The following is a 26,833-nucleotide window of genomic DNA, read 5'->3' as shown; positions in this document are numbered from 1 at the left end:
GCGCGTAGCCTACACCAGTTTCTGCAACAACGCCGCCGTATCCACCGCGCCCATGGTCTGCGCAGCACCCAGCGCCGTCACGCCCTGGGCATCGGTGGCCTTGGGATTGGCGCCTTTGCTGAGCAGGTACTCGACCATTTCAATGCGGTTGAACATCGCTGCCATCATCAGGGCGGTACGGCCATCAGAGGATGCACCTTCCACCGGCGCGCCGCCGTCGATCAGCGCCTTGACCACGGGCAGGTTGCCTTTGAACGCCGCGCCGGCAATCGGTAGCTGGTTCTTGTCATTGGCGATCTGCGGGTCGGCCTTGAATTCCAGCAGCACTTTTACCGCTTCGTCGTGGCCGTGGTAGGCCGAGAGCATCAGCAGGGTGTCGCCATTGTGGTTACGCAGGTTGGGCGGCAAACCCTTCGCCAGCAGCGCGGCGAGCATGGCAGCGTCGCCTTTGCGGGCGACGTCGAAGACCTGCTCGGCAAATTCGGCGGCTTCGTCTTCGGTCATTTGTTTGGCTTGGTCTGACATGTGGGGGCTCCTTGTGTGGTGCGGCTTCTAGACTGAAGAGTAGGTGCCCAGTGTCACGACGGAGTTCCCCACTGTCATGGCTTTTTTGTCAAAAGCATTCATAGCCAGAATCAATAACGGAACTGCCCCCCCTGTATCTGCGCCAGCAATTGCCCAGTGACCGGTACATAACTGTCTGAGCCCGGCAGCCAGGCGAACACCGGATCGCTGCCCGCCTTGTCCGGGTCGAACGCCTCCTCCTTGAGCCGCACTTTCTGGTACTTGAAGGTGCCGGTGGTTTCCATTTTCACCTTGATCCGCAGGAACAGCGGCACTGCATAGTGCGGCAACTGGCCGTGGGCGAACTGCAGCAGCTCGCGCATATCCAGCGCGGCCAGGGATTCACTCGGGGTGATGGCGACCATGCCGGCGCGGCCGTTGGTGTTTTCGATCTCGACACCATAGGCCACCACTTCGGCGATCTGTGGGTGTTGCAGCAGGATGTTCTCGACTTCGGTGGTGGAAACGTTTTCGCCTTTCCAGCGATAGGTATCCCCCAGGCGATCGACAAATTGCGCATGGCCAAAGCCGATGCTGCGCAGCAAGTCGCCGGTATTGAAGTAGCGGTCGCCCTTTTCGAAGACATCGGTGAGCACCACCTTGCGGTTCTTTTCCGGGTCGGTGTAGCCGTCGAAGGGCGCCTTGTCATCGATTCTGGCCAGCAACAGGCCCTGCCCGCCCGTTTGCACTTTGCGCATGAACCCATCACTGCCACGGAACGGCTCACCGCTGTCGTGTACGTAGTCCACCAGTGCCCAGTGCTGCAGGCAAAAGCCGATGGTGTTGTCGAAATTCAGCACGTTGGTGAAGCCGATATTGCCATCGCTGGCGGCGTACAGTTCGCAGACATGCTCGACGCCATAGCGTTGCTTGAACTGCGCCCAGACGCCTGGACGCAGGCCATTGCCGACCATCTTGGTCACCTGGTTATCGCAGTCCTGTGCGCTGGGTGGCTGGTCGAGCAGGTAGCGGCACAGCTCACCGACATAACCGAGGGTGGTTGCCTTGAACTTGCGCGCGTCGTCCCAGAACTGGCTGGCGCTGAATTTGCGGCGAATGGCGAACCCCGACGCGCCGACAATCGCCGAGCCCCAGCACACACACAGGCCGGTGGCGTGGTACAGCGGCAGGGTGCAATACAAGACGTCGGCCGGGCCCATGTCCAGCGCGATGCTGCCGAAGCTGACGGCAGTTTTAGTCCAGCGGCCGTGCTTCATGATGCCGGCCTTGGGCAGCCCCGTGGTGCCGGAGGTGTAGATATAGAAGCAGGGGTCGTTGAAGAAGATCTGCGCGGTGCTGGCGGGGTTGTCGACCGAGCACTCGGCGCTGGCTGCCATCAGGTCGATATAGCCGTCAGGCACAGCGCTGCCCTGCTGATCGGCGACGAACCAGGTTCGGTCAGCCTGGATGTGCACCTGATCGCGCACCGCCGTGTAGGCGGCCACCAATTCCGCACCCACCACGATCGCCACCGGGTTGACCAGGTTCAGGCTGTGCACCAGCGCCGCCTGGGTTTGCGAGGTGTTGAGCATGGCGCAGATGCCGCCCAGCTTGGCCACGGCCAGCACGTTCAAGAGCAATTCGGGGCGGTTTTCGATAAACAGCGCCACCACGTCGCCCTTGCCGATGCCCTGGGCGTGCAAGTGGTGGGCGATACGGTTGGCGCGCTGGTTGGCGTCTTGGTAGCTGAGCACGCTGTCGCCGTACAACAACGCGGCGCCGTGAGGGTTGCGCAGGACGGCTTGCTCGAAGTGCCAGCCCAGGCCGCAAGGCTGCGCGGGATCGGTGACATTCGCGGCACGCATGCCGCGCACGACGCGTGGCAGGGCTCGCACGATGGTGGGCACCTTCCGAAGCAGCATGCCCCAGGTGATCATGTCGTTTTGCTGTTGGCTCATGGAGGAACGTCCTTTTTCTTATTCTTCGTCTGATCCAGAAACACCGGCGTTCCTGTAGGCAGTAGGCCAAATGTCTTGCAGGAAAATACGCCAGCCCTTCTTTAGCTGTACATGTGGGATTTGAAAAGTTTTGTATCCCGGACCGGCGACCGTTGGAAAAGGGAATTTAGCGACGCGTGAGCAGTCTTTATCAGTAACGGCACGCCACTCCACACAGCTTGAGTAGCGCAAAATGCAGGATGCATGATGGCCATTCATGCAATTTGCACGAAAGCGAAAAACTTGAATTTTTACAAGATACTGATTTATAACGATATTTTTATAAATCACTAGATGGCACAATCACTGCACCTATCACTCCATGCTTGCCAACTTGAGCCAACGGAGCTGATAGACATGAGCCTGATCCAAGATAAATTCGCCTCAGTATTCTCCCAATACGACGTCACCACCCAGCCACGTCCCGACGGCGGCATCCTGTTGACCCTGCGCAACAGCGAAGGCAAACAGGTCAAGCGCTCGATCTCCTACCAGCAGTTGCACACTGCCGATCAACTGACCTGGGTGATCAGTGCCATTCGCCGCGATCTGGCCGAACAAGCCAGCGACCTGCCACAAATTTCGATGCTGCAAAGCCAGAACCGCTTTGCCCTGCCGACTTACCATTCGGCTTAATTGCAGACATAGAAAGGGCCGCGACGCTGAATGGCGTCGCGGCCCTTTTTTATGCTCAATACAGGCGCTGCCGAACGGCTTCGTTCATTGCTTGTACGCGGTTGGTGACTTGCAACTTGCCATAGATATTACGCAAATGAAATTTCACGGTAGCTTCGGAACTGGCGCGAATCTGGCTGATTTCCCACACTGTCTTGCCTTCCGAGGCCCAGCGCAGAATTTCCAGTTCCGCTGGGGTCAGGGGCTTGCCGGACAACGTCAGGCGCCTCCTGATGGCAGTGGGCAAGCTGGATGACGGCTGACACGACTCCTCTGAGCCACTCATTGCTTCTCTCCTTTTTATTGGCTGATGCTCCATCGCCATTCGGATTCCTCCTATTGACAGGCGATATAAACATTGAAGTTGGAGAGAGATTTACATAACGAACGGAATTAAAGAGAAAGTCGGGAAAAAACAGCCAGATCTCACATTCAAATAGGGTTTTTCCCACAGCATTATTCAACATGCAGGGGTTGAACTACTCCTGCGTTGCGACTAGTCGTCCAGGCCAGGAAAACGAACCGCAATGTCATCACCGGTCAATTCGGGCACCGCGTTCGCAGTTTTGTTAAATAAGCGCAAGGTCACGCAGTGCGGGTTCTCACCCATATCGAACCAATGCGGCACGCCGGCCGGGATCACCAGCAAGTCATTCTTCTCACAGCGTACGCTGTAGACGTAATCGCCAATGTGCAGCGTGAACAGGCCCTGACCGGCGATGAAGAAGCGTACTTCGTCTTCACTGTAACGGCGTTCATCGCGAAACTGTGCGCGCAATTCGACGTGCTGCGGGTGGTGGCCGGTGACACTCAGTACCTGCGTAAAACCGTAGCCGAGGGCGTCGATCTGCGGCTGATAAGCGGCGATCATTTCAGCCTCGCTGGCGCCCTTCTCGATTGGGCTTGGCTGCCAGCGTTCGAACCGGACAGCGTGCTCAGCCAGTGTCGACGCGATGTCGTCGAAGTGGGTCAGGACCTTGTTCGGGGTATCCGGTGTGGCGATGTGGTAGACGGCGACATAACTCATTGGACGGTTCCTTGGTTCTGCTCTTGCAATCGAAGGCCGATGATAACGGCCGCAGCCAATGCGGCGACGCTGGCGATGCTGAAGGTCAGGGTCGGCCCCAGCAGGTTCCAGCTGTAGCCGGAGTAAAGGGCGCCGAGTGCGCCGCCGGTGCCGGCCAGAGCAGCGTACAAAGCTTGGCCCTGACCTTGTTGACGGTCGCCGAAGCTGCGTTGCACAAAGGCAATCGCCGCCGCGTGAAAGCTGCCAAAAGTCGCGGCGTGCATCACCTGCGCCAATAGCAGCACCCAGAGAAACTCGGCAAACGAGCCCAGCAGCAACCAGCGCAAGGCTGCCAGCACAAAACTGGCCATCAGCACACGGCGTACCGAAAAGCGCGTGAGGATGCGGCTCATGCCCAGGAACATCAGCACTTCCGCCACCACCCCCACGGCCCAGAGCATACCGATCACGCCACGGCTGTAGCCCAGGTGTTCGAGGTGCAGGGTGAGGAAGGTGTAATACGGGCCATGGCTCATTTGCATGAGCGCCACACAGGCATAAAACGCCAGTACGCCGGGGCTGCGCAGTTGTTTCAGGAAACCTTCCCCGGCCAGGCGATTGCCCGTGACTGCGGGCTGCGCGTTCGGTACCCACAGGCTGGCGCCGATGATGCCGGCCATGATCACTACAACCACCACCGGGTAGATGTCCAGGCTCAGCCAGTCGAACAGGCGCCCCATGATCACCACGGTGAGAATAAAACCGATGGAGCCCCAGAGGCGGATCTGGCTGTAGCGCGACGTCTGTTTTTGCAGATGAGCCAGGGTGATCACTTCAAACTGCGGCAACACCGCGTGCCAGAAGAACGCATGCAAGGCCATGACCAGGGCCAGCCAGGCGTAGCTCTTGCTGACAAAAATCAGCGAGAAACTGACCAGCGTGCACACCGCGCCAAACCGCACGATGGCCAGGCGCCGGCCGGTGTAGTCCCCGAGCCAGCCCCACAGGTTGGGCGCCACGCAGCGCATCAGCATGGGGATAGCGACCAGTTCGCCGATTCGCGCGCTGGAGAACCCCAGGTGATCGAAGTACAGCGCCAGGAACGGCGCCGTCGCCCCCAGCAGGGCGAAGTAGAACAGGTAGAAGCTGGAGAGACGCCAGTACGGGAGGGCTGTCACGGTCAGACCGTCACAGCTGGCCCAGCACCGGCGTACTCACACGCACATCGGCGTTTTGCCCACGGTTGCGCAGCAGATGGTCCATCAACACGATGGCCATCATCGCCTCGGCAATCGGCGTGGCACGGATGCCGACGCACGGGTCATGGCGGCCCTTGGTGATCACGTCCACCGGGGTGCCGTGTACATCGATCGAACGGCCCGGCGTAGTGATGCTCGACGTGGCCTTGAGCGCCAGGTGCGCCACGATAGGCTGGCCCGAGGAAATCCCGCCGAGAATGCCGCCGGCGTTGTTGCTGAGGAAACCTTCCGGCGTCATCTCGTCGCGGTGTTCGGTGCCGCGCTGTGACACGCAGGCAAACCCGGCACCGATTTCAACCCCCTTCACCGCGTTGATGCTCATCAGCGCGTGGGCCAGTTCGGCGTCCAGACGGTCGAAAATCGGCTCGCCGAGGCCCGGTTTTACACCTTCTGCAACCACCGTGATCCTGGCGCCGACGGAATCCTGGTCGCGGCGCAACTGGTCCATGTAGGCTTCCAGTTCCGGCACTTTGTCCGGGTCGGGGCTGAAGAAAGCGTTGTCGTCCACGCTGTCCCAGGTCTTGAACGGGATTTCGATGGGGCCCAGCTGGCTCATATAGCCGCGAATCACAATGCCCTGGGTCGCCAGGTATTTCTTGGCGATGGCACCGGCAGCCACGCGCATGGCCGTTTCGCGGGCCGAACTGCGGCCACCACCACGGTAGTCGCGCTCGCCGTATTTGTGATGGTAGGTGTAGTCGGCGTGGGCCGGGCGGAACAAGTCCTTGATGGCCGAGTAGTCCTTGGACTTCTGGTCGGTGTTACGAATCAGCAGGCCAATGGAGCAGCCGGTGGTGCGCCCCTCGAACACGCCGGAGAGGATCTCGACTTCGTCGGGCTCCTGACGCTGGGTGGTGTGGCGACTGGTGCCGGGCTTGCGGCGGTCGAGGTCACGCTGCAGGTCTTCCAGGGACAGCTCGAGGCCGGGCGGGCAGCCGTCGACAATGGCGACCAACGCCGGGCCATGGCTTTCGCCCGCGGTGGTGACAGTGAACAGCTTGCCGAAGGTATTGCCGGACATGCAGGGCGCTCCGTGAAATCAGTTGTAATCACTCAGAGGTGATAACCAAGCGCGCCAGTATACGCGGGCCAACCGACTAGTTCATCCTCGAAACCTTACCGGTAGACGTTGGTCCAACCGGCACCTCCCTGATGATGGCGCGATGATGCTGCGAGTTTTGCTGTTCACCCTCACCCTGTTGACCACCCTGGCGCACGCCGCCGCCCCTGTTGTCCTGCAACGGCCCATCAGCCTGGACACCGGCAGCGGCGAGCTGTTTGGCTCGCTATTGTTGCCGCAGTCGGACAAACCGGTGCCGGTGGTGCTGATCATCGCCGGCTCCGGGCCCACCGACCGCAATGGCAACAGCGCCGACGGCGCGCGCAACGACAGCCTCAAGCGCCTGGCCTGGGTGCTGGCCCGGCATAACATCGCCAGCGTGCGCTACGACAAACGCGGCGTCGCGGCCAGCCTGGCCGCCACCCCCGACGAACGCAACCTGACCCTCGACGCCTACGTCGCCGACGCTGTGGCCTGGGGCAAGCTGCTCAAGGCCGATAGACGCATGGGCCCGCTGATCGTGCTGGGTCACAGCGAAGGCGCATTGGTTGCCGCCCTCGCCGCGCCGCAACTTGACCCGGCCGCGGTCATTTCCCTGTCCGGCAGTGCGCGCCCAGTCGATCAGGTGATCCGCCAGCAACTCGCCGACCACCTGCCCCCTGCCCTGTTGCTGCGTAGCAATGAAATCCTCGATCACCTCAAGGCCGGCCAGGTGGACGCCGATGTGCCGGGCCCGCTGGAAGGCATTTTCCGACCCAGCGTGCAGCCTTATCTGATCAGCCTGTTTCGCGCCGATCCTTCGGCCGCCTTTGCCAAACTACGGATGCCGGCGCTGATCATCCAGGGCACCAACGATATCCAGGTCGGTGTTGGTGACGCCCATCAACTGAAAAAGGCCAAGCCCGATGCCGAGTTGACGGTGATCGAAGGCATGAACCACGTGATGCGCATCGTTCCCAACAACGTGAAGCAGCAATTGGCCTCCTACAACGATCCGCAATTGCCCCTCGCCGCCGAGCTGGGCAGCCGCCTGGTGCGCTTTATCGACGGACTTCAACCCCGTTAAGCGACTATTGGCCTCCAGTCTTGGAAAACCCGGCCGATAAGCCCAGGGTCGACAGTAAAAAGACTGTCGACTGGCTGGGCTTGGACAGGATCGCGCCGCATGACTATCACCGAAGCAATACCGGAACCCACCGCCGAGACCCCGGCTGAAAACATCGAGGCCGTGCAAGCGGCGGCTCTGCCGTGGGCGGACGTTCAGGCTGAACATTTCAAGATGCTGCGCCTGGCACCGCTGGCAATCGATCGCGCCACCGGCGGGCGGCCGTTGCGGTTCGTGCAGTTCGGGTATGCCGAGCGCCATGACCCACATCACAGCCTGTTGCGCATGGTCATCCAGTTGCCGGGCCAACGGGTGCGCCGCGAGCAGAATCATCTGGATATCTGGGTCGATCACGATAAACACCGCGTGCACTTCGGCCCGGGCAACAGCCTGGAAATCGAGCCTGCAAACCGCGGTATCGGCCGTTTCCTCGTGGCCCAGGCGGCTGCGTGGGCGAAAAAGAAGTGGTCACACTACCGCGTCGACGGCGTCGAACTGGCCAACAAGGACGCACTCAACGAAGCCACACGCCTGCGCCGTGACCATTTCCTGCGTATCCAGGGTTTTGATGTGGCGTATGCCGACGTGCAGCATTTGAAAGGCAACGTGCAGCCGGGCAAGGTCAGCGATGTGCTGGACAGCTGGAATACCGAGAAAGTGCAGTTCGTGGAAATTCTCGAAGCCGCGCAGATGCTGCAACAGGCCGAGCACAACCTCGCGGAGCATGAAGTGAAGCTGCGCAAGGAAGAGGAAAAGGTCACCAAGTTCAAGCGCGAGGACAGCGGGTTGCGCTTTACCATCACCTGCCTGGTGGCGTTTACGGTGTTTCAGGCGGGGTTGTTGATCTGGATTGCCACCCACCGGTAACAGATCGTTCCCACGCTCTGCGTGGGAATGCGGCCTTGGACGCTCTGCGTCCGCTTGTGACGCAGAGCGTCACGGTATGCATTCCCACGCGGGGCGTGGGAACGATCGTAGCCGGGCTCGTACGGGTTTTGCGTCAGACGTGGGCGGCAAACACCGCCTGATGCGCCCGGCACTGCTCCGCCGTCAGCATGAACACGCCATGCCCGCCGCGCTGGAACTCCAGCCAGGCAAAGTCCACTTCCGGGTACAGCGCCTCGAGATGCACCTGGCTGTTGCCCACTTCGACAATCAGCAAGCCCTTCTCGGTCAGGTGGTCCGCCGCCTCGGCCAGCATGCGCCGAACCAGGTTCAAGCCGTCATCACCGCACGCCAGGCCCAGCTCCGGCTCGTGCTGGTATTCGTCAGGCATGTCGGCGAAATCTTCGGCATCCACATACGGCGGGTTCGACACGATCAAATCGAAACGCTGGCCCGGCAGGCCGTCGAAGCCGTCGCCCTGAACGGTGTACACACGCTCGTCGACGCCATGCCGCTCGATGTTCTGGTTGGCCACTTCCAACGCTTCGAAGGACAAGTCGCCCAGCACCACTTCGGCGTCCTGGAACTCGTAGGCGCAGGCGATGCCGATGCAACCGGAGCCGGTGCACAGGTCGAGAATGCGCGCCGGCGGCTGGGCCAGCCACGGTTCAAAGCGGTTTTCGATCAGTTCGCCAATCGGTGAGCGCGGGATCAGCACCCGCTCGTCGACGATGAACGACATGCCGCAGAACCAAGCCTCCTTCAACAGGTAAGCAGTGGGTACGCGCTCGTGTATACGGCGATGCAGCAAACGCTGCACGTGAGAGATTTCCTCTTCTTCCAGATTGCAATCCAGGTAGCTGTCGGCAATTTCCCAAGGCAGGTGCAAGGCGCCGAGCACCAATTGCCGGGCTTCGTCCCAGGCATTGTCGGTGCCATGGCCAAAAAACAGGTCTTCCCCATGGAAACGGCTGACAGCCCAACGGATGTGGTCGCGCAAGGTGCGCAGGCGGGAAGTGATCACGGGGGCAAGCTCCTGGAAAAAACGACTGGCGATTCTAACAGCCTTCGCCTGTACGAACGATGTACGAAAAACCCCTGCCGTACATCGGATTTCATCCAATTTGCCATCATTGGGTTAAACAAGCCCACCTCTTGACATGGCTGCACGTCAACAACGGCGTACCTTACGATAGTAGCGATTCACAGAACCGCTCAGCCAGTGGACAATGTCACAAAAGCCCCCCTCACAGGAGCCCCAGAATGTCCGTTCCAAAGACGATGTTTCAACTCAGCGGTCGTGGTTACGCGGCAGCCAACCTTGGCCATGCGACCCTCGTGATCATCGACGCCCAGAAGGAATACCTCAGCGGCCCCCTCGCCCTCAAGGGTATGGACGCGGCTGTCGACAATATCAAGCAACTCACTGCCGCGGCACGCAACGCCGGACGCCCGATTGTGCATGTGCGCCACCTGGGCACCGTAGGCGGCCTGTTTGACCCCCAGGGCGAGCGCGGCGAATTCATCCCAGGCCTGGAACCTGCCGGTGACGAAACCATCATCGGCAAGCTGCTGCCCAGCGCGTTCCACGGCACCGGCCTGGAAAAACACCTGCAGGACCTCGGCTCGCTTGACCTGATTGTCTGCGGCTTCATGAGCCACTCCAGCGTCAGCACCACGGTGCGCGCCGCCAAGAACCTGGGCTTTCGCTGCACCCTGGTGGAAGACGCCTGCGCCACCCGTGACCTGCCTTACAAGGGCGGCATCCTGAGCGCCGAGAACGTGCAACAGACCGAAATGGCCATCATGGCCGACAACTTCGCGACCCTCGCGCTGACCAAAGATCTGATCTGATCTGATCTGATCTGATCGCCTCTGATGAGCGGCACGGCGTGTTTATTGCCCCGCTCATCCGCAAATGCCTGTCATTTGCCGCAATTGCCTCTGGCACAGGAACAACCTGTGTATCTTCCGGTCGAAGGGCCGATACCCTGGAGGAAAGGTCGGAATGAAGATATCCGATGGTTTTGACGCTCGTCGCTTGCGCCCCAAGGGCCCAAGCAATTGGCGTCTGCGCCTGGTGGCCGGCTTTGCCGCGCTGCTGGCGATAGTAGGCGTGCTGCTGGCGGTCGCCGGTGGCGCCGGCTTGTCGGGGCACTCCCCGGCATTGGGCGAACTGAATGCCAGCCCCGGCGGCTCGGCGATTTTGCTGGTGATCGGCCTGTTTGTGGTGTGGTTCGGCGTGTGGTTGTGGCGTCGCAGCCGTCGGCGGATGCGTCAGCCGTTGTCGCTGAACATCGCTTCACACCTGATGAAAAAGCACGACTGATGGCGCTTGGATAGCGTTTCCTGCGCCCTGGCCGCCGCGATTTAGGTAAACTGCCCGCCCTTCGCGGAGGCTGACATGCAAGACGACGATTTTTCCCTGTTCAAGAACGAGCTGCGCGGCGTCAAGCCGATCAAGCACGACCGTGCCGAAACCGGCAAACCCAAGGCTGACCGGGCGCAGATCGCCAAGCTGCGCCAGGCCGCGACCGTGCGTACCGATGCGACGACGGTGGATGGCCTGTCGGACCAGTTCGTGATCGACGTCGGCCCGGAGGACGAGCTGATGTGGGCACGCGACGGGGTACAGGAAAGCCAGATGCGCAAGCTCAAGGTCGGCCAGATTCCGTTCGAAGGCAGCCTCGACCTGCACGGCATGAACGTGGAAAAAGCCCGCGAAACCCTCTGGGCCTTCCTCGCCGAAGCCACCAAATTCGAAATCCGCTGCGTGCGCGTCACCCACGGCAAGGCCGTGCGCCTGGACGGCAAGCGGCCGATGATCAAGAGCCACGTCAACACCTGGCTGCGCCAGCATGCCCAGGTGCTTGGCTTTACGTCGTGCCAGGCCCGCCACGGCGGTGCCGGCGCGGTGTATGTGATGCTCAAGCGCACCATGATGGAAGGACGCGACGAGTAACAAGTGCCATCGTCAGGCTTGCAGCGATGTGTCCGCCACCGTAACCTTGCGCTTTGCGAAAATCCCACAGGTAGTTTCATGTCCCTGGAACAGAATTACACCGAGATCCTCGGCCAACTCGGCGAGGACGTCTCCCGCGAGGGCCTGCTCGACACGCCAAAACGTGCCGCCAAGGCGATGCAGTACCTTTGCCGCGGTTATGAACAGACGCTGGAAGAGGTCACCAACGGTGCCTTGTTCAGCTCCGACAACAGCGAAATGGTGCTGGTCAAGGACATCGAGCTGTACTCGTTGTGCGAACACCACCTGCTGCCGTTTATCGGCAAGGCCCATGTCGCGTATATCCCGAGCGGCAAAGTGCTGGGCCTGTCGAAGGTCGCACGGATTGTCGATATGTACGCGCGCCGCCTGCAGATCCAGGAAAACCTCAGCCGCCAGATCGCTGATGCGGTCCAGCAGGTCACCGGTGCACTGGGTGTTGCGGTGGTGATCGAAGCCAAGCACATGTGCATGATGATGCGCGGTGTGGAGAAACAGAATTCGTCGATGATCACCTCGGTGATGTTGGGTGAGTTCCGCGAAAACGCGGCCACCCGCAGCGAATTTCTCAGCCTGATCAAGTAACAGGCTGCGTAGGAAAAGGCCGGCGTTCATCGCCGGTTTTTTTTCGCCTTCAAAAATCAGGTAAGCTGCGGCCCCTTCTGTCATGGGCAAGAGGTTTCAGCCATGTTCGTCAAAGCACTTCGAGTGGGCCTCGGCCACGTCATCATCGCGGGCGACCTCCTTACCCGCCCGCGCAAAAAGCAGCGCCCGGCCGAACAACAGGCACAGGTGAACGCAGCGGCCAAGGATTTGACCCTGTATCAATTCCACGCCTGCCCGTTCTGCGTGAAGACCCGTCGTACCTTGCATCGCCTGAATGTGCCGGTGGCGCTTAAGGATGCGAAGAACAACGAACAGGACCGCCAGACCCTGCTGGAGCAAGGCGGCAAGATCAAGGTGCCGTGCCTGCGTATTGAAGAGAATGGCCAGACCACCTGGATGTACGATTCCAAGGTGATCATCGATTACCTGGACAAGCGCTTCACCGCGGTCTGACAGACAACGCAAACCTTATGTGTAGGGGCTTTCTGTGGCGAGCGAGCTTGCTCGCGCTAGAGTGCGAAGCGCTCCCAAGGTTTGGGGCCGTTGCGCGGCCCATCGGGAGCAAGTCGAATCGTCGCAACGCCCCTCCCACATTCAGGATATTGCGATGTCCAGGTCCAGCAGCGCGGAGCCCAGGCATTTGCCATGGGCGTCCAGCGCCAGCGAACGGGTGACACCGCCGCGCAAGATCCCAGGCAATACAAAGTTCAGCGCCTGCACATTGGGCAATTCATAACGCCGCACTGGCGCAGCGCCCGGCTCCAAAAGGCCAGCGAAGAACTCCGCTACGCGCTCAGCCGTGAGCTGCTCGCACAGCAGCGGATAATCCTCGGCGCGATAGGCAATGATCGAGATGTTCGAGGTGTCGCCCTTATCCCCGGTGCGGGAATGGGCCAGCGTGTGCAGTTTCATGCTTCTATCCTCGGATTGACCGCGCTGCGCGCCAGCAGCAACGACGCCACAGCCACCACCTGACGCACGCTTTTGCTGGCACCGCCGCCGCCGGACGGGCCGTTGGTGTAGAGGGTTTCCACTTCATTGCCGACCCGCACCGCCTCGCTGCGGGCTTCACAGCGAGCGGCCACGCGCAGGCGCACTTCCCAGGGTTCGACACTGCTACGGGGGCCATGCAATGAGTCCATGCCGATCAATTCGGCGCGCACGTCCTGCATCTTCACGCCCATCAGTTCCAGACGCTTGAGCACCACATCGCGGGCCAATTGTGCCCGTGCGACAGCACCCGGGCCGCCGTAGGACATCTGCCCCTCGCCGATCCAACCGTCCAGGTAACCGACGCTGACCTTCAACTGCTCCGGCCGCGCACGTCCCGCTGCGCCTTGAGCACGCACGCGATCAACACCCTCCTCGACAAACCCCACCCGGGAAAAGTCGGCGGTCACGTCCGGCGTCAAATAGGCCGCCGGGTCGTGAACTTCGTAGATCAGTTGCTCGCTACACGTGGCGCGGCTGACGCGTCCACCTGAGCCTGCAACTTTGGTGATCACCGCTTCGCCATCGGCATCGATCTCGGCCAACGGAAAACCCAGGCGTGCCAGGTTATCCACATCCTTGAAACCCGGATCGGCGAAATAGCCACCGCTGACCTGCCCCGCGCATTCGAGCAAATGCCCGACCAGCGTGCCACGCCCCAGGCGCGGCCAATCGTCGGGCGCCCAGCCGAACTCGAACATCTGCGGCGCCAGAAACAGCGAAGGGTCCGCCACACGCCCGGTGATCACCACATCGGCATCGGCGCGCAAGGCGTCCAGAATGCCGTCGACGCCCAGGTAGGCATTCGCGGAAATCAGCCGCGCGCCCAGCGAGCCGACAGTCTGACCGTTATCCAACACCTGCTCGGGGCGCAAGACGTCCAGCACATCGTCGCCCACCACGGCCACGACCTTGAGGTTCAGGCCCAGCTCACTGGCGATGCGGCGCACTTCAATGGCCGCCGACACCCGGTTGGCCGCGCCCATGTTCGTGATCACCCGCAGGCGACGGCGACCGTCATGCTGGCCGACAAAGGGCAAAACCCGGCGCATACGCTCACTCAGCAGCGGGTCATAACCGCCCTGCGGATCGCTGATTCGCGCCTGTTGCGCCAGGGCGATGGTGCGTTCGGCCAGGCATTCGAAGACCAGATAATCCAGGTCACCCTGTTCGGCCAGTTCCACAGCGGGTTCGATACGGTCGCCGGAGTAGCCGGCACCGGAACCGATGCGCAAGGTTTTCATCTTAAAACACTCCCAGGAGCAACGCGGTCAGGGTCATCAACACCGACGCGGCAAACAGAAAAGGGATGGTGAAGCGCTGGTGATCGGCCAGCTCGATCTTGCACAGGCCCACCAGCAGGAAGGTCGCGGGGGTCAGCGGGCTGACCGGGAAACCGGTGGTGTGCACGCCAAGCAGCGAGGCCTGGGCCACTTGCAGCGGGTCGACGCCCAGCGCTTTGCCGACCTCGGCGATCACCGGCATCACGCCGAAATAGTAGGAATCGGGATCAAACAGCATGCTCAACGGCATGGAAATGAAGCCCACCACCGCCGGGATCAGCTTGCCGTGGCCGGCCGGAATCTGCGCCACCGCCACTTCGGCAATCGCCTTGAGCATCCCGGTGCCTTGCATGATGCCGGTGAACACCCCAGCGGCGAGCAGGATGCTGGCCATGGTCAGGGCGGTTTTGGCATGGGCGTCGATGCGAGCGCGCTGGGCGTCGACATTCGGGTAGTTGATGCACAGCGCCACCACGGTGCCGAGCATGAACATCACCACCGGGTCGACCCAGCCTGCAATCATCACCACCATCACCAGCACGGTGAGCATCAGGTTGACCCAGAACAAACGCGGGCGACGCAGCTTGATGTCTTCGTCGCTGAGTACCCGTTGCGGCATGGCATCCACCGTCGAACCGGCGCCCAGGCCCAGGCGTTTCTCTTCACGGTGGCCCAGCCACCAGGCGCAGGCAAATACAAAGACAAGGCCGACAATCTGCACCGGGATCAGCGGCTGGAACAGGTCCGCCACCGGCACATGCAACGCCGCCGACGAGCGCAGCACCGGGCCGGTCCACGGCAGGAAGTTAACTCCGGCCGCCATCGCGCAGACACAGGCGAGGATGCGTTTATCGATGCCCAACCGCGTATACAGCGGCAGCATCGCCGGTACCGTGACCAGAAAAGTCACCGCGCCGGAGCCGTCCAGGTGCACCAGCAGCGCAAGGGTCGCGGTACCGACGACAATCCGCGTAGGACGCGTCCCTACCGTACGCAGGATGCGATCAATGATGGGGTCGAGCATGCCAGCATCGGTCATGATCCCGAAAAACAGGATCGCAAACACAAACATGCCCACCACGGGGGCGACGTTCTTGATACCGGTAATGATGAAGGCACTGGTTTGCAGGCCGAACCCGCCGAGCAACGCGGCGATGATCGGCAAGGCGATCAGGGCCACCAGGGGCGAGAGGCGTTTGCTCATGACGGCAGCGAGCAGGCACAGGATGGTAATGACACCCAGGGTAGCGAGCATGGGTTACTCCAGAGCGGCCTTGTTGGCCGGTTATTGTTTTCCCTGGAGTATTGGAACCGCGTTAGTCTTTGTAAATTGGAATATTCAGCCGCTGACGTTCGGAAAAACAAAATGAAGCCGCCCCGATGAAAAACAGCATTCAGCACATTCAAGCGTTCCTCGCAGTAGCCCGCACCGGCAGTTTCACCAAGGCCGCCAACGAACTGCATCTGTCGCCGTCGGCACTCACCGTACAAGTTCAGCAACTGGAAGAATGGCTGGGCGTCATCCTGTTCGACCGTAGCCCGCGCCATGTGAGCATCACCGCTGCCGGCCAGGATGCCCGCGGCCCCATGGAAAAACTGCTGCTGGACCTGGACAACATCGTCACCGGCTCGCGCGACCTTGCTGCCCTGCGCCGGGGCGTGGTCACCATCGCCGCCCTGCCCTCGGTGTGCGCCGGCACCCTGCCCCCGGCGTTGCGCGTATTTCGCGAGCGCTTTGCCGGGGTGGAAGTGCGCCTGCATGATCTGGTAGCCCATCGCATTCATGCCGAGGTGCGTGCCGGCGAGGTAGATTTCGGCATTGGCGTACGCGCGCGACTAAGCCACGGCCTGGAGTTTGTGCCGGTATTGAATGATCGATTGTGTGCATTTGTGCCGCAGGACCATCCCCTCGCCCTCCACCCTCGGCTGACGCTGGAACAACTGGCGGACCAACCGATCATCCTCACCGGGCGCGACAGCAGTGTGCGTGAGCAGGTGGATGCGTTGTTTGATGAGACGCGGCTGACGATGAACGCGGGGATGGAGGCCAACTACATGTCGACGGTGTTGGCGTTGGTGCGCCAGGGTTTGGGCATCAGTGTGTTGCCGGAGTCGGCGGCAGACAGCCTGGAGGGGTTGAAGCGCATCCACATTGACCATCCTGGAGTAAACCGGGAGATCGGGTTGATCAGTCGTAGCGGCATGGGCCTGAGCCCGGCGGCGCAGCGGTGTTTCGACCTGCTGAATGATGAATTATCTGACACAACATCGAGCTAAATGTGGGAGGGGGCTTGCTCCCGATGGCAGCGGTTCAGTCATGGAGTCGGTGACTGACAACTGCGCTATCGGGGGCAAGCCCCCTCCCACATTTTTGACCGCGTCAATCAGTCAATCATCGGCACGTGCTTGGGTTGGCTGGCCACGCGCTTCAACCACGCCTGCACGGCCGGGTAAGGCGTCAGGTCAAACCCACCTTCATGGGCCACATGGGTGTAGGCATACAACGCAATATCGGCAATCGAATACTGCTCGCCCACCAGGTACGGCGTGGCCTGCAACTGACGTTCCATCACCCGCAAGGCCTTGTAACCGCCCTTGTGGCTGGTCTTGTATTCCTCCAGGCGATCTTCCGGCATGTTCAGGTAAAACTGGATAAACCGCGCCACCGCAATGTACGGCTCGTGGCTGTACTGCTCGAAAAACTGCCACTGCAACACTTGCGTACGCAGGCGTGGCTCGGTCGGCAAAAACTCGCTGCCATCGGCGAGGAAGTTGAGGATCGCATTGGACTCCCACAGGCAGGTGCCGTCTTCAAGCTCCAGGACCGGGATCTTGCCGTTGGGGTTCTTGGCCAGGAATTCAGGGGTTTCTGTGTCGCCCTTAAGGATGTCCACATCTATCCACTGATACGGAATGCCCAGCAGGTTGAGCATCAATTTGACCTTGTAGCAGTTGCCCGACTTGTAATCGCCATAAACCTTGTACATGGGGCTCCCCTTATGCCGCTTGCGCGTGCTGTGCTTGACGGACCACCGCAGCCAGGCGTTTGAGACCTTCGTCCAAACGGGCCGGGTCGATATGGCTGAAATTGAGCCGCAGCGATCCCAGGTGCTGGTCCGGCTCGGAAAAGAACGGTTCACCGGGCATGAACGCGACGTTCTGGTCGAGCGCTGGTGCCAACAAGGTGCGGGTATCGAGCGGTAGTTTCAAGGTCAGCCAGAAGAATAATCCGCCCTGGGGCACTTGCCAGTCGGCCAGGTCGCTGAAGTGGCGCGCCAATGAGGCCTGGAAAGCATCGCGGCGCTCGCGGTAAAAACTGCGCAGTTCCACCAGGTGCTGCTGGTATTTTTGCGTACCGATCCACTGCATCGCCTGCCATTGGCCGACCCGGTTGGTGTGCAGGTCTGCCGACTGTTTGAGCTTGAGGAGGTGTGGGAACAGGTCCGGGCTGGCGATCAGGTAGCCCACGCGCAGGCCGGGCAGCAGGGTCTTGGACACGGTGCCGGTGTAGATCCAGCTGGCCTTTTTCAGGCGGCCGACGATGGGCTGTGCACTGCCGCCGTCGAAGGTCAGTTCACGGTAGGGTTCGTCTTCGATCAGGGTCACGCCAAACTCATCCAGCAACACGGCCACGGCTGTGCGCTTGGCTTCGCTGTAGCGCACGGCCGAAGGATTCTGGAACGTCGGGATCAGGTAGATGAACGCCGGGCGATGGCGTTCCAGGTTGGCGCGCAGGCTGGTCAGGTCAGGTCCATCAGCCTCCAGTTGCACGGTGAGGCAATCGGCGCCGAATAGCTGGAAGATCTGCAGCGCAGCCAGGTAGGTCGGGCCTTCCAGCAAAACCTGAGTGCCCTTGTCGATGTACAGTTTGGCCGCCAGGTCCAGGGTTTGCTGGGAACCGCTGACCACCAGCACTTGGCTGGCCTGGCACGGCACGCCCAGCGCGCGGGCCTCGGCGGCGAGCAGTTCACGCAACTGCGGCTCACCTTCGCTCATGCCGTATTGGCCGATGTTCAATGGCATATCATCCCAGTTCAACGCGGGCAACATGGCTTCGGCCGGCAGGCCACCGGCGAACGACATCACTTCCGGACGCTGGGCTGCCGCGAGGATTTCGCGGATCAAGGAGCTTTTGAGGCGCGTAACACGTTCAGAGAAGGCCATGGAGGTCACCGCTAGCGAAGGCTGTGGGAAATACGTCAAACTGGTTGACTGAAATTACGACAGCTTGAGTGAATACGTCAATATGCTTGACCTTAAAAACCAAAGCAGCCAGCAAGCCGCCATGGAAGCGTTCTTCTTCGGCTACCAGGCCTTCACCGCCAAGGCTGACGATATGCTCGAACGTCGTGGACTGAGCCGGGTGCACCAGCGCATCGTGTTTTTTATCGCGCGCTACCCCGCCTTGAGCGTGAAGGAGCTGCTGGAATTGCTGGGGGTGAGCAAGCAGGCGCTGAACATGCCGCTGCGCCAATTGCAGGAAATGCACTGGGTGGACAGCGTCGCGTCGGAGGCTGACAAGCGTAAGCGTCTGCTCGAATTGACCGAAGAAGGCCGGCGTTTCGAACAGTCACTGCGCCGCGAACAGGTGAAGCTGTTGCAGCGCGCGTTCAGCGAGGCAGGTGAAGAAGCGGTCGCGGGTTGGCTGGCGGTCAACCAGGCGCTCGCCGGTCAGCCTTGATCCCTGTGGTGAGCGGGCCTGTTGTGGTTGACGGGTTTGTTGTGGCGAGCGGGCTTACTGTGGCGAGAGGGCTTGCCCCGCGTTGGGCTGCGCAGCAGCCCCAAAACCTGCAACCTATGTATCTCAGGTGTACCGAGGCGTCTGGATTGGGAGCGCTTCGCACTCCAACGCGGGGCAAGCCCGCTCGCCACAGTAAGCCCGCTAGCCACAAGAAGGCCACCCACCACAGAAAAGCCTGTCATTTGCCTTTCATCCCTTTCGCACACAAAATAGAAAACATTATTTGCTTTATTTGTATACAAAAGCATAATTCGCTTCGTGCGAGTTCCTGACCTATTGGTCAACAAAACTCGCCAGTACCTCAAAGCGCTGTTGCCCACTTATGTGACCGGCGCTGGAAATAACAATAAAACTCTTGAGGAGTACTCGCTGTGGATAGCCGCAAATCCGAAGCCCCGACGCTGGACCTTGCCCCATCACACAATGGCTGGCTGGAACGCCTGTTCAAACTGCGCTTGCATGGCACCACAGTGAAGACCGAGCTGATCGCCGGCCTCACCACCTTCATCACCATGGCCTACATTATCTTCGTCAACCCGAACATCATGGCCGACGCCGGCATTGATCACGGTGCGGCGTTTGTCGCCACCTGCATCGCCGCTGCGCTCGGTTGCCTGTTGATGGGCCTTTACGCCAACTGGCCTGTAGGCCTGGCGCCGGGCATGGGCTTGAATGCGTTTTTCACCTACACAGTGGTCGGCACCATGGGCTACACCTGGGAAACCGCGCTCGGTGCGGTGTTTATCTCGGGCGTGCTGTTCATGATTCTGACGTTGTCGCGCATCCGTGAATGGCTGCTCAACAGTATTCCGGTCAGCCTGCGCCATGCGATGGGCGCCGGTGTCGGCCTGTTCCTCGGGGTGATCGGCCTGAAAACCGCCGGCATTATCGTCGACAGCCCGGCCACGCTGATCAAGCTCGGTTCCCTGCACGAGCCGGCGCCCCTGTTGGCGGCCATCTGCTTCCTGCTGATCGCGATCCTCAGTTATCACCGAGTGTTCGGCGCAATCCTCATCAGTATCATCGCGGTGACCCTGGCCGGTTGGGGCCTCGGACTGGTGCACTACAACGGCATTCTCTCGACCCCGCCGAGCCTGGCGCCGACCTGGATGGCAATGGACGTGATGGGTGTGTTCAATATCAGTATGATCAGCGTGGTGTTTGCCTTCCTGTTTGTGCACATGTTCGACACCGCCGGCACGCTGATGGGCGTCGCGCAACGGGCCGGATTGGTGAATGCCGACGGCAAGATCGACAACCTGTCCCGCGCCTTGAAGGCCGACAGTGCGTCCAGTGTGTTTGGCGCTATGGTCGGCGTGCCGCCCGTCACCAGTTACGTGGAAAGTGCCGCCGGCGTGGCGGCCGGTGGTCGCACCGGGCTGACGGCCGTCACCGTGGGTGTGCTGTTTGTCGCTGCGATGTTTTTCGCGCCGCTGGCTGGCATGATTCCCGCTTATGCCACTGCCGGTGCGCTGATCTATGTGGCGATGCTGATGATGAGCGGCATGGCCCACATCAACTGGGACGACGCCACCGACAGCATTCCGGCGATTGTCACGGCGATCATGATGCCGCTGACGTTTTCCGTCGCCGACGGGATCGCGCTGGGCTTTATCACGTACGTCGCGCTCAAGGCCGGCACTGGTAAACACAAGGAAATTTCCGTCAGCCTGTGGGTGCTTTGCGCGATTTTCATCGCCAAATTCGCCTTCCTGTAGGCCAACACGCAGCACCCCGCCTCACCACGTCGGGTGGGGCTTTTGTACGAATGGAGGAATGCAATGAGTCTGGAAACCTGGCTGCTGTTCAGCGGCGCTGCGCTGGTGGTGATCCTGATCCCCGGCCCCCTGTCGTTGCTGATGATCAGCAACAGCCTCAACTACGGCCTGCGCCGCTCTTATCCGGCATTTCTCGGCGGCGTGCTTGCCTCGATCTGCCTGTTGAGTGCCTCGGCATTAGGACTGGGCGCATTGCTGCTGGCCTCGGAGCAGGTGTTCAGCGCCCTGAAGGTCGTCGGTGCGCTGTACCTGTTCTACCTCGCCTGGCAGAGCTGGCAGCAATCGCGCCAACCGGCACAGGGCGCGGTGGTGCCTGAGGCCATCGCCAAACCGCGTTTTCGCGCTTTATTTGGCCGCGCGTTTCTGCTGGGCGCCAGCAACCCCAAGGACATCCTGTTCTTTGCCGCCTTCCTGCCGCAGTTTCTCAGCAGCGAGCAGCCGTTCCTGCCCCAACTGCTGATCATGATCGCCACCTGGGCCGTACTCGACTTGCTGTGCAAGCTGACCTACGGCCTGGGTGCCCATGGCGCGGCGCGGTACCTGCGTAGCGGCAAGGGCCAGAGCTGGTTCAACCGCGTCAGTGCCGGGCTATTCGGCGGCGCCGGTGTCCTGTCGTTGATCAACGTCAGGACGGGTTCAATTTGACAAAGTAAACGCTGGGCTGGACCGTCCCCTTGGTGGGCCATTGGATGCCTGCCATGATCCGAACCAGACGCTGCTGCTCCATTGCACGCTTGACTCCCGCAAGTGGTAACGAATCCGGATACTTGTTGATAGCGGTTTTAAACCACTTATCCGTCAGCTTGGTTCTCAACTGGGTACTCCCGCTGCCAAGCCACTGGAGGGATAGGTAGTACAGCCGATTTGAATTGGAAAGCGGATGGGTTGCGACCAACTCAAGCATGGGGTAGTGGCCGCGCATAACTTGCAGTTCCTGGACGTTGAACCCCTGCTGTTCCAGCACGCGTTTGATTGCCAAGTGCTGCGCAACGTTTTGCTGAGTCGCGACTTGGCGGCCGCGGGATCGCAGCGCGGGATCCAATCCAGCCACCTGGAAGTCGACCCGAGTGAAGCCAGGTGCCTTGCCGTCGAAGCCGATGTTTATGTATCCGCCCACCCTTTCGGTGGGCCGTAACATTCTCAGCAAGTCATCCGTCTGCCCGACCCCGCTGGGGGTTTGGACCAACCAATTATCCAGCGTGGCACGGCTATTGAGCAGGTGAGTAGCCGTTACCGAGCGGGAAGAGTCTGCCATTTCAATCAGCCTTGCGGCTGCCATTTTTTGGCTGTGGGTGGTCATGGTGGGAAACGCCCTACCGACAGACTGCTCCAGGGGCCTGTCGAACAAAGGCCTATGGAGAACCCACTCGCCCGCAGGGTGGCGCGATACCGGAATGGGCTGCTCCCCAAGCGCAGTGCTTGTCCAACGTTCGACATCAACGCGTGCGAGTGAAACCAGCGGCTCATCTTTGGTGATAAACGCGATGCCGCTCCATGGCGCATTGTCACCTTGGGGAAGCAACCTGTAGTACCCGACCCCCGATGCTGTCGGAGTGTCATATCTCGCCCCGACATAGAGGGTGTCGTAGGGAAACCCCGGAGGTTCCATGTGCACATGAAACGTCCCGATAGCCGAGGAGCCGGAGGCCTGCCCGTTGGGGACCCGAGCCCTCCAATCGAACCAGTAGGTGCCCTGTGCAGGTGACTGATAAATACTGTTTTCGGTAGCGGCACGCACCGTGGGTGGCCGCCAGTCCGGCGGTGGCGGCACTGGCGCACGCCACGGGTTGAGCACTCCCGAACTCGTCCCAGCCACCGGTTGAGGCGCATCCGCGCCCAGTAACCACTCCCTGGGCTGGTGAATGTTCAAAATCAGTTCGTCTTGCCCCGGCGTTTGCTTGTTTTTCAGGCGAAACGACTGCTCGTTGCTGCGCCTGTAAACCGGGTAATGATGCGTGTCATCCGCCACAAATAGCTCGCCATTTTTCACATAGACACCTTTCTCACCCGGCCCTTTCAACGCCACAGCCCCCTCAGGCACCGTCTTGATTTTGAAACGTTCCAAGGCTTTGAGTTGAGTCGCGGGAGACGGCGCCACGCTGGAAAGCCCGCCGTGCGCGGTCATACGCAAGTGGTGTATCCGTCTCAACGCCGCCCTCGGAGACGGCCGTGTAACGCCGCCCGCTGCACGGCCCGCCTTCTTGGGGCCGGGTATAAAGTTAGATAACAGATCGATAACCAAAAAGGCGGCCATAAAGCCCACATCGAGCGCATCGTGGGGATCGCCAAAGCGGTGATAACTCCGTGCCATCCGCAGCAGCTCATAGAAGTCATTAAACATCCCGAATACCGGATAAAAAAACCCCACCAACGCCCGTGTGCGGGTATCGCTCTGCTCACTCAGGCGACGGATTCGATAGTTCTGCAGCGCCTCGCCGGAATGACTGGAAGCTTGAGTCCGGCGTTGCAGATCAAGCACGCTGGCGCGGTACAGCAATGCCTGGGGGTTACTGTGGGAGGTGGGGACAACAGCCAGCCAGTGCTTCGGATCACTGGCGATCTGCTCAAGGGTTTGTTCTTCAATCTCATCCAGCGACGCCGTCGGCTCCAAATGCTTGATGCGGAATGAGCGAACAAACCCGATGCCCCACCAGATCCCTTTCGCTATAAAAAAATGACGCGATAGTTCACGCACATTGAATACTTGGCCACGTCTATCGACGCTGTCCGGATGATGGGTGATTGCCTCAAATGCCCAACCGGGTGCGACCTGCAGCGCCAGCGCCTTGACGTTTTCGGGCGATGCGCCGATACGATTCAGTTCATCCTGAGCCCTTTGCAGGCTGTTGTATTCGGTGAGGGTCAAGGCGTGCGGAGCATCGGGCCAATAAACCACACACAGCCCGGTGGGCTTGTCATGCACAACCACGATCCCTGCGATGTAACGATCGTGCTGCATCGTGTGCCCCACCAGATGAACCACATGCAGTTGCAATTCATGCTGGTTTTTCAACAGATCTTGTGGCGTTCGTGCCGCCATTGCGGTGTTGAACAGGCTTAGTGCATTCGCCGACAGCCCCCGTTGAATCGCCGAGAACAGATGATGCGCAAAGCCTGCTTGCAGCTTGCGATTCAATAACTCGGGAATACGTCCCTCGCTGAGCATGTGGTGGGTGTCAATACGCGGATAAAAGACCTTGTTGATCAATGCGTCGTACTGGCCACCGATATCCAGCGATGACGCCATTCGGATCAGGTAATCGGCATTCAGCTGCTGTTTCAAGTCGGGTTGCAGATAGTGGGCGCGATCGAGTCGCCACTGAGTCCAGGGCGCCAGTGGGTCCAGGTTATGCAGCGCCAGTTCCAGCAGACTGAAGGTCGTACGCACCGAGGTCGGCGTATACACTATGTTGCGATCACCCACAGCACAGCCGCTTGTCCACCCACAGAAAGAGCCGCGTACATCATCGGGCATATCAATCAAGGGTTGGTCGATATCAAACTGTGGGGAGATGCCGTCCTCGCTCAAACGGGCAATCAAGGCGCGGCGGGCGAACGTGTTCAGGTCCGGCAGGCGTTGTTCAAGCCGGCTTTTAAATGCATAGGCGTTGCTCAGGTGCAGACGCTGCAAGCGCTTGAAGTTTTTACGCTGGGCACGCGTTGCACCCGTCAACCATGCCGGCAGTTTTTTCGCTTGCGACGCGACCTTGCGCAGCAACTCAATATTGGCCTGAGCCTGGCTCAGTGCACTATTGGCCGGAACCTTCAGTTGCTCTTCCAGCTCAACCATCAGCAGCGCTCGGCTCAACTCGACATCCGTGACCTCACTGAAAATACGCGTGATGTCCTCGGTGCTTTTGTGCAAGCGATCGCAGCAGCCAAGCAATTTCTTCAGCGAAGCCAGTGCAGGCTTGCCATCGAGGGGTACGTAGCGCACTGCCAACGTTTCACCCACCGCATGTGCGCGTAAGTCATTACGTTTATCGCGCTCGACATACCCCCACAACACGGAGTCGTCGCGACTGCTCAGGCTCGCCTTGAGGCTTCGGGTTAATGCGTCCAGCCCGGAAAAAGCCATCACTCCGCCATCCAACCCGAAAGCGTACAACACCACCGGGAGCTGGCGCGCCGGAACCCGCACCGCCGCTGCCGTGGTCACCATCCACACGTTATGGAGCGGGTAGAAGGCGTCCGGCTCGCTGCCCACCGCGATCGACAGCACCTGGGTTTGACTGCCCGGGCGTTTGGTTGCCAAAGGCTGGTCGACCACTTCGATAATCAGGTCCCGATGAGCCGTGCTTAGCAGCTTGAGCCGGTGTTGCAACTGAACCTCACAGCGCAGGGCCTCGGTTTGGGCATTCATGAACAGGGAGCCTCGCCTGAGAGTCCCCACTCCACCGGGGCGCTCAGCCCAAAAATCCAGATTGAGCAACCGTGGCTGCGCACCCTGCATCAACGTATTCAACGCCTGGGTCTGGACCTTGAGTTGGCTCACCAGCGACACGACCTCCTGATACGCTGGCGTCTGCGCACTGGCATCATCCGGGTTCAACAGCGCGACTAGGCCCTTTTCGTAGCGCTGGATCTGCCACTCTGCGGTGCGCAGCGCCAGACCGGACGCCGTACTGGCAAAGATTATTTCTTCGCTGCGTCGCTGCTGGTCCCACTTGAGCAATTGATCGCCTATGACGCCGAGACGAGCGCTACCGACCAATTGCTGCCTGGCGCCCTCCACATGCGCGAGAAAAGAGGCCGCATCCAGCGGTTGAGGCCGAGGTCGCGTTTCAGAAAACACGTGCTCGAAATAAACCTTCACGGCACAGCCCAGCTCGTTGCTCCATTGCCCGGTCAACAGCGCCTGGGCGCCTTGCTCCAGCGCATCGTCCATCACCTCTAGGCCACAAACAAAGCCGGTCGCCGGGGACAGGTCCGCGGGCCGGTATAATTCCTTGCGACGACTTAACGGCAAGCACTGCCAGAGGTCGTGGAACAGGGATCTGTTCAACTCCAGCAGGGTGCATTGAAGGGCGGAGAAGGACGGTGCCTCGTAAAAGTTGCGGACCACACCCGGCAGGTAAATCACATGAGGCGCATCGCTGGGGTCGCCCTCACGATAAAGATGCAATGCACCGGGGATCGCTACCGCAGACGTACCCGGCCACATCAACTGACCCACTTGCACGCTGGCCCAATCTCCGCCTGCGCGCTGGCGGGCCTGCGCGGTCGGGGCATCGATCAGGGCTTGAACCATGGCCATTCCCGCACTCGTCAACTCCCCCAGTTGCCGAGCCAAAAAGGCTCGGTCAGCGAATAACCCCTTGTGCAACTCTACCCAGCGCTCCCGGTGCGTAAGCCAGGAACCCTGCGCCAGGGTGTCCCAATAGTCGGTTACCGCGCGCGCCAGGCGTTCAAAGAGTGTCATCGCGATAACGCGCCGCAATACGTCCAACGGCGTATAGGGCAACCGACGACTCGGGTCTCCCTTGACGCTCAGGGCAGTGAATTGATTAACGTTGATCTCAACCGAAGGTCGCACCAGCAACAACAACGCCCGGTCGGTCAAACTGTCGACTTTGCGGGGAACGCCTGGCGACTCGGGCTCAGTGAACAAAAGGCTGTCCGGATCAATCTCAAACGCTGTGCGCAGTTCGGCGCGAATAACCTTCAAGACCTTGGGCGAGCGCCCTATCAGGCGTGCAAGCTCCTGAGTCGACTCGGTACACCGCCAGTCGGCAAGGCCGATCTGATTGATCAGGCGGCTGGGATGGGTATAGGCGTTAATCCGCTGTATCAACGGGTCACACATGGCCCGTGACTCTACTTCAGTGGCGACGTCCGGTTCGAAGGGGTCGAACGCGGCATTGCCAGGGCGTGGCGCGTGCGGATGATCTGGGGGCGAGGTCATGGTGTTTTCTTCTACATGAGGAAAATACCCAGCCTAAA

General features: G+C 60.5%; 25 protein-coding genes. 12 read left to right on the top strand and 13 right to left on the bottom strand.

Annotated features, from left to right (window positions below; all coding sequences use genetic code 11):
* Positions 1–9 precede the first annotated feature (9 nt).
* Positions 10–525, bottom strand: coding sequence for an ankyrin repeat domain-containing protein (locus ACR52_RS04815; protein WP_048721061.1), 516 nt, complete (start codon positions 523–525; stop codon positions 10–12).
* 110 nt (positions 526–635) lie between these two features.
* Positions 636–2,462 (bottom strand): long-chain-acyl-CoA synthetase, encoded by a 1,827-nt coding sequence (locus tag ACR52_RS04810; RefSeq protein ID WP_048721060.1) that lies wholly within the window; start codon positions 2,460–2,462, stop codon positions 636–638.
* 396 nt (positions 2,463–2,858) lie between these two features.
* On the opposite strand from ACR52_RS04810, the gene ACR52_RS04805 reads away from it, so the two are divergent.
* Positions 2,859–3,137, top strand: a complete 279-nt coding sequence (locus tag ACR52_RS04805; protein ID WP_048721059.1) for a DUF3509 domain-containing protein — start codon at positions 2,859–2,861, stop codon at positions 3,135–3,137.
* Positions 3,138–3,192: 55 nt separating this feature from the next.
* On the opposite strand, the gene ACR52_RS04800 is transcribed toward ACR52_RS04805, so the two are convergent.
* The 4 genes from ACR52_RS04800 to aroC form a co-directional block, all read right to left on the bottom strand.
* Positions 3,193–3,462, bottom strand: coding sequence for a response regulator transcription factor (locus ACR52_RS04800; protein ID WP_048721058.1), 270 nt, complete (start codon positions 3,460–3,462; stop codon positions 3,193–3,195).
* A gap of 210 nt (positions 3,463–3,672) precedes the next feature.
* Complete coding sequence (locus tag ACR52_RS04795; protein WP_048721057.1) at positions 3,673–4,203, bottom strand: 1,2-dihydroxy-3-keto-5-methylthiopentene dioxygenase; 531 nt, start codon at positions 4,201–4,203, stop codon at positions 3,673–3,675.
* Positions 4,200–5,360, bottom strand: coding sequence for an MFS transporter (locus ACR52_RS04790; protein ID WP_048721056.1), 1,161 nt, complete (start codon positions 5,358–5,360; stop codon positions 4,200–4,202). Before ACR52_RS04790 ends, ACR52_RS04795 begins: the two co-directional genes overlap by 4 nt.
* A 10-nt stretch (positions 5,361–5,370) precedes the next feature.
* On the bottom strand, positions 5,371–6,462 hold the full coding sequence (gene aroC / locus ACR52_RS04785) for a chorismate synthase (protein WP_048721055.1): 1,092 nt from the start codon (positions 6,460–6,462) through the stop codon (positions 5,371–5,373).
* A 142-nt stretch (positions 6,463–6,604) separates the two neighbouring features.
* Between aroC and ACR52_RS04780 the strand changes: the two genes are divergently transcribed.
* Positions 6,605–7,567 (top strand): alpha/beta hydrolase, encoded by a 963-nt coding sequence (locus ACR52_RS04780; protein WP_048721054.1) that lies wholly within the window; start codon positions 6,605–6,607, stop codon positions 7,565–7,567.
* Positions 7,568–7,666: 99 nt separating this feature from the next.
* Positions 7,667–8,473 (top strand): hypothetical protein, encoded by an 807-nt coding sequence (locus tag ACR52_RS04775; protein ID WP_048721052.1) that lies wholly within the window; start codon positions 7,667–7,669, stop codon positions 8,471–8,473.
* Between the two features lie 133 nt (positions 8,474–8,606).
* Here the strand turns inward: ACR52_RS04775 and prmB are convergent, their stop codons facing one another.
* Positions 8,607–9,515 (bottom strand): 50S ribosomal protein L3 N(5)-glutamine methyltransferase, encoded by a 909-nt coding sequence (gene prmB / locus ACR52_RS04770; RefSeq protein ID WP_048721050.1) that lies wholly within the window; start codon positions 9,513–9,515, stop codon positions 8,607–8,609.
* Positions 9,516–9,754: 239 nt separating this feature from the next.
* On the opposite strand from prmB, the gene ACR52_RS04765 reads away from it, so the two are divergent.
* The 5 genes from ACR52_RS04765 to ACR52_RS04745 all read left to right on the top strand — a co-directional run bounded on the left by ACR52_RS04765 (position 9,755) and on the right by ACR52_RS04745 (position 12,551).
* Entirely contained in the window at positions 9,755–10,345 is a 591-nt protein-coding gene (locus ACR52_RS04765) for a cysteine hydrolase family protein (protein WP_048721048.1), read from the top strand.
* A gap of 154 nt (positions 10,346–10,499) precedes the next feature.
* Positions 10,500–10,820, top strand: a complete 321-nt coding sequence (locus ACR52_RS04760) for a hypothetical protein (RefSeq protein WP_048721046.1) — start codon at positions 10,500–10,502, stop codon at positions 10,818–10,820.
* Between the two features lie 75 nt (positions 10,821–10,895).
* A complete protein-coding gene (locus ACR52_RS04755) occupies positions 10,896–11,453 on the top strand; it encodes a Smr/MutS family protein (protein ID WP_048721044.1) in 558 nt (185 codons plus the stop codon).
* A gap of 78 nt (positions 11,454–11,531) precedes the next feature.
* On the top strand, positions 11,532–12,077 hold the full coding sequence (folE, locus tag ACR52_RS04750) for a GTP cyclohydrolase I FolE (RefSeq protein WP_024076633.1): 546 nt from the start codon (positions 11,532–11,534) through the stop codon (positions 12,075–12,077).
* A gap of 102 nt (positions 12,078–12,179) precedes the next feature.
* The gene (locus ACR52_RS04745) at positions 12,180–12,551 is read left to right on the top strand and encodes a glutathione S-transferase N-terminal domain-containing protein (RefSeq protein WP_048721040.1); all 372 of its coding nucleotides are present in this window, start codon (positions 12,180–12,182) and stop codon (positions 12,549–12,551) included.
* Between the two features lie 141 nt (positions 12,552–12,692).
* Here ACR52_RS04745 and ACR52_RS04740 read toward each other — a convergent pair whose 3' ends face one another.
* The 3 genes from ACR52_RS04740 to ACR52_RS04730 are packed head-to-tail and all read right to left on the bottom strand — an operon-like array spanning position 12,693 to position 15,626.
* Positions 12,693–13,010 carry an AtuA-related protein gene (locus tag ACR52_RS04740; protein WP_048721039.1) on the bottom strand — a complete coding sequence of 106 codons (318 nt, stop codon included), beginning with the start codon at positions 13,008–13,010 and terminating at the stop codon, positions 12,693–12,695.
* Positions 13,007–14,332 carry an acyclic terpene utilization AtuA family protein gene (locus tag ACR52_RS04735; RefSeq protein WP_048721036.1) on the bottom strand — a complete coding sequence of 442 codons (1,326 nt, stop codon included), beginning with the start codon at positions 14,330–14,332 and terminating at the stop codon, positions 13,007–13,009. The genes ACR52_RS04740 and ACR52_RS04735 overlap by 4 nt, the downstream gene beginning before the upstream one ends.
* A 1-nt stretch (position 14,333) precedes the next feature.
* Positions 14,334–15,626, bottom strand: coding sequence for a CitMHS family transporter (locus tag ACR52_RS04730; RefSeq protein ID WP_048721035.1), 1,293 nt, complete (start codon positions 15,624–15,626; stop codon positions 14,334–14,336).
* Between the two features lie 125 nt (positions 15,627–15,751).
* Between ACR52_RS04730 and ACR52_RS04725 the strand changes: the two genes are divergently transcribed.
* Positions 15,752–16,648 carry a LysR family transcriptional regulator gene (locus ACR52_RS04725; protein ID WP_048721034.1) on the top strand — a complete coding sequence of 299 codons (897 nt, stop codon included), beginning with the start codon at positions 15,752–15,754 and terminating at the stop codon, positions 16,646–16,648.
* Positions 16,649–16,755: 107 nt separating this feature from the next.
* Here ACR52_RS04725 and ACR52_RS04720 read toward each other — a convergent pair whose 3' ends face one another.
* Positions 16,756–17,358 (bottom strand): glutathione S-transferase family protein, encoded by a 603-nt coding sequence (locus ACR52_RS04720; RefSeq protein WP_048721032.1) that lies wholly within the window; start codon positions 17,356–17,358, stop codon positions 16,756–16,758.
* 10 nt (positions 17,359–17,368) lie between these two features.
* On the bottom strand, positions 17,369–18,535 hold the full coding sequence (locus tag ACR52_RS04715) for an aminotransferase-like domain-containing protein (RefSeq protein WP_048721030.1): 1,167 nt from the start codon (positions 18,533–18,535) through the stop codon (positions 17,369–17,371).
* A gap of 82 nt (positions 18,536–18,617) precedes the next feature.
* Between ACR52_RS04715 and ACR52_RS04710 the strand changes: the two genes are divergently transcribed.
* The 3 genes from ACR52_RS04710 (at position 18,618) to ACR52_RS04700 (ending at position 21,535) form a co-directional block, all read left to right on the top strand.
* The gene (locus tag ACR52_RS04710) at positions 18,618–19,052 is read left to right on the top strand and encodes a MarR family winged helix-turn-helix transcriptional regulator (RefSeq protein WP_048721029.1); all 435 of its coding nucleotides are present in this window, start codon (positions 18,618–18,620) and stop codon (positions 19,050–19,052) included.
* A gap of 431 nt (positions 19,053–19,483) precedes the next feature.
* A complete protein-coding gene (locus ACR52_RS04705) occupies positions 19,484–20,830 on the top strand; it encodes an NCS2 family permease (RefSeq protein ID WP_048721028.1) in 1,347 nt (448 codons plus the stop codon).
* Positions 20,831–20,893: 63 nt separating this feature from the next.
* Positions 20,894–21,535, top strand: coding sequence for a LysE family translocator (locus ACR52_RS04700; RefSeq protein ID WP_048721026.1), 642 nt, complete (start codon positions 20,894–20,896; stop codon positions 21,533–21,535).
* On the opposite strand, the gene ACR52_RS04695 is transcribed toward ACR52_RS04700, so the two are convergent.
* The gene (locus tag ACR52_RS04695; protein WP_048721024.1) at positions 21,516–26,795 is read right to left on the bottom strand and encodes a dermonecrotic toxin domain-containing protein; all 5,280 of its coding nucleotides are present in this window, start codon (positions 26,793–26,795) and stop codon (positions 21,516–21,518) included. The two genes, ACR52_RS04700 and ACR52_RS04695, sit on opposite strands and share 20 nt — an antisense overlap.
* Positions 26,796–26,833 lie beyond the last annotated feature (38 nt).

This window comes from Pseudomonas fildesensis, from assembly GCF_001050345.1.
Lineage (GTDB): Bacteria > Pseudomonadota > Gammaproteobacteria > Pseudomonadales > Pseudomonadaceae > Aquipseudomonas > Aquipseudomonas fildesensis.
The sequence above is the reverse complement of the archived record's forward strand: the minus strand, read 5'-3'. Positions and strand labels throughout refer to the sequence as shown.

Bases quoted from the DNA above. Each gene is read 5' to 3' on its own strand.
- ACR52_RS04815 (WP_048721061.1), bottom strand. From the start codon at position 525: ATGTCAGACCAAGCCAAACAAATGACCGAAGACGAAGCCGCCGAATTT.
- ACR52_RS04810 (WP_048721060.1), bottom strand. From the start codon at position 2,462: ATGAGCCAACAGCAAAACGACATGATCACCTGGGGCATGCTGCTTCGG.
- ACR52_RS04805 (WP_048721059.1), top strand. From the start codon at position 2,859: ATGAGCCTGATCCAAGATAAATTCGCCTCAGTATTCTCCCAATACGAC.
- ACR52_RS04800 (WP_048721058.1), bottom strand. From the start codon at position 3,462: ATGAGTGGCTCAGAGGAGTCGTGTCAGCCGTCATCCAGCTTGCCCACT.
- ACR52_RS04795 (WP_048721057.1), bottom strand. From the start codon at position 4,203: ATGAGTTATGTCGCCGTCTACCACATCGCCACACCGGATACCCCGAAC.
- aroC (WP_048721055.1), bottom strand. From the start codon at position 6,462: ATGTCCGGCAATACCTTCGGCAAGCTGTTCACTGTCACCACCGCGGGC.
- ACR52_RS04780 (WP_048721054.1), top strand. From the start codon at position 6,605: ATGATGCTGCGAGTTTTGCTGTTCACCCTCACCCTGTTGACCACCCTG.
- ACR52_RS04775 (WP_048721052.1), top strand. From the start codon at position 7,667: ATGACTATCACCGAAGCAATACCGGAACCCACCGCCGAGACCCCGGCT.
- ACR52_RS04765 (WP_048721048.1), top strand. From the start codon at position 9,755: ATGTCCGTTCCAAAGACGATGTTTCAACTCAGCGGTCGTGGTTACGCG.
- ACR52_RS04760 (WP_048721046.1), top strand. From the start codon at position 10,500: ATGAAGATATCCGATGGTTTTGACGCTCGTCGCTTGCGCCCCAAGGGC.
- ACR52_RS04755 (WP_048721044.1), top strand. From the start codon at position 10,896: ATGCAAGACGACGATTTTTCCCTGTTCAAGAACGAGCTGCGCGGCGTC.
- folE (WP_024076633.1), top strand. From the start codon at position 11,532: ATGTCCCTGGAACAGAATTACACCGAGATCCTCGGCCAACTCGGCGAG.
- ACR52_RS04745 (WP_048721040.1), top strand. From the start codon at position 12,180: ATGTTCGTCAAAGCACTTCGAGTGGGCCTCGGCCACGTCATCATCGCG.
- ACR52_RS04740 (WP_048721039.1), bottom strand. From the start codon at position 13,010: ATGAAACTGCACACGCTGGCCCATTCCCGCACCGGGGATAAGGGCGAC.
- ACR52_RS04735 (WP_048721036.1), bottom strand. From the start codon at position 14,332: ATGAAAACCTTGCGCATCGGTTCCGGTGCCGGCTACTCCGGCGACCGT.
- ACR52_RS04730 (WP_048721035.1), bottom strand. From the start codon at position 15,626: ATGCTCGCTACCCTGGGTGTCATTACCATCCTGTGCCTGCTCGCTGCC.
- ACR52_RS04725 (WP_048721034.1), top strand. From the start codon at position 15,752: ATGAAAAACAGCATTCAGCACATTCAAGCGTTCCTCGCAGTAGCCCGC.
- ACR52_RS04720 (WP_048721032.1), bottom strand. From the start codon at position 17,358: ATGTACAAGGTTTATGGCGATTACAAGTCGGGCAACTGCTACAAGGTC.
- ACR52_RS04715 (WP_048721030.1), bottom strand. From the start codon at position 18,535: ATGGCCTTCTCTGAACGTGTTACGCGCCTCAAAAGCTCCTTGATCCGC.
- ACR52_RS04710 (WP_048721029.1), top strand. From the start codon at position 18,618: ATGCTTGACCTTAAAAACCAAAGCAGCCAGCAAGCCGCCATGGAAGCG.
- ACR52_RS04700 (WP_048721026.1), top strand. From the start codon at position 20,894: ATGAGTCTGGAAACCTGGCTGCTGTTCAGCGGCGCTGCGCTGGTGGTG.
- ACR52_RS04695 (WP_048721024.1), bottom strand. From the start codon at position 26,795: ATGACCTCGCCCCCAGATCATCCGCACGCGCCACGCCCTGGCAATGCC.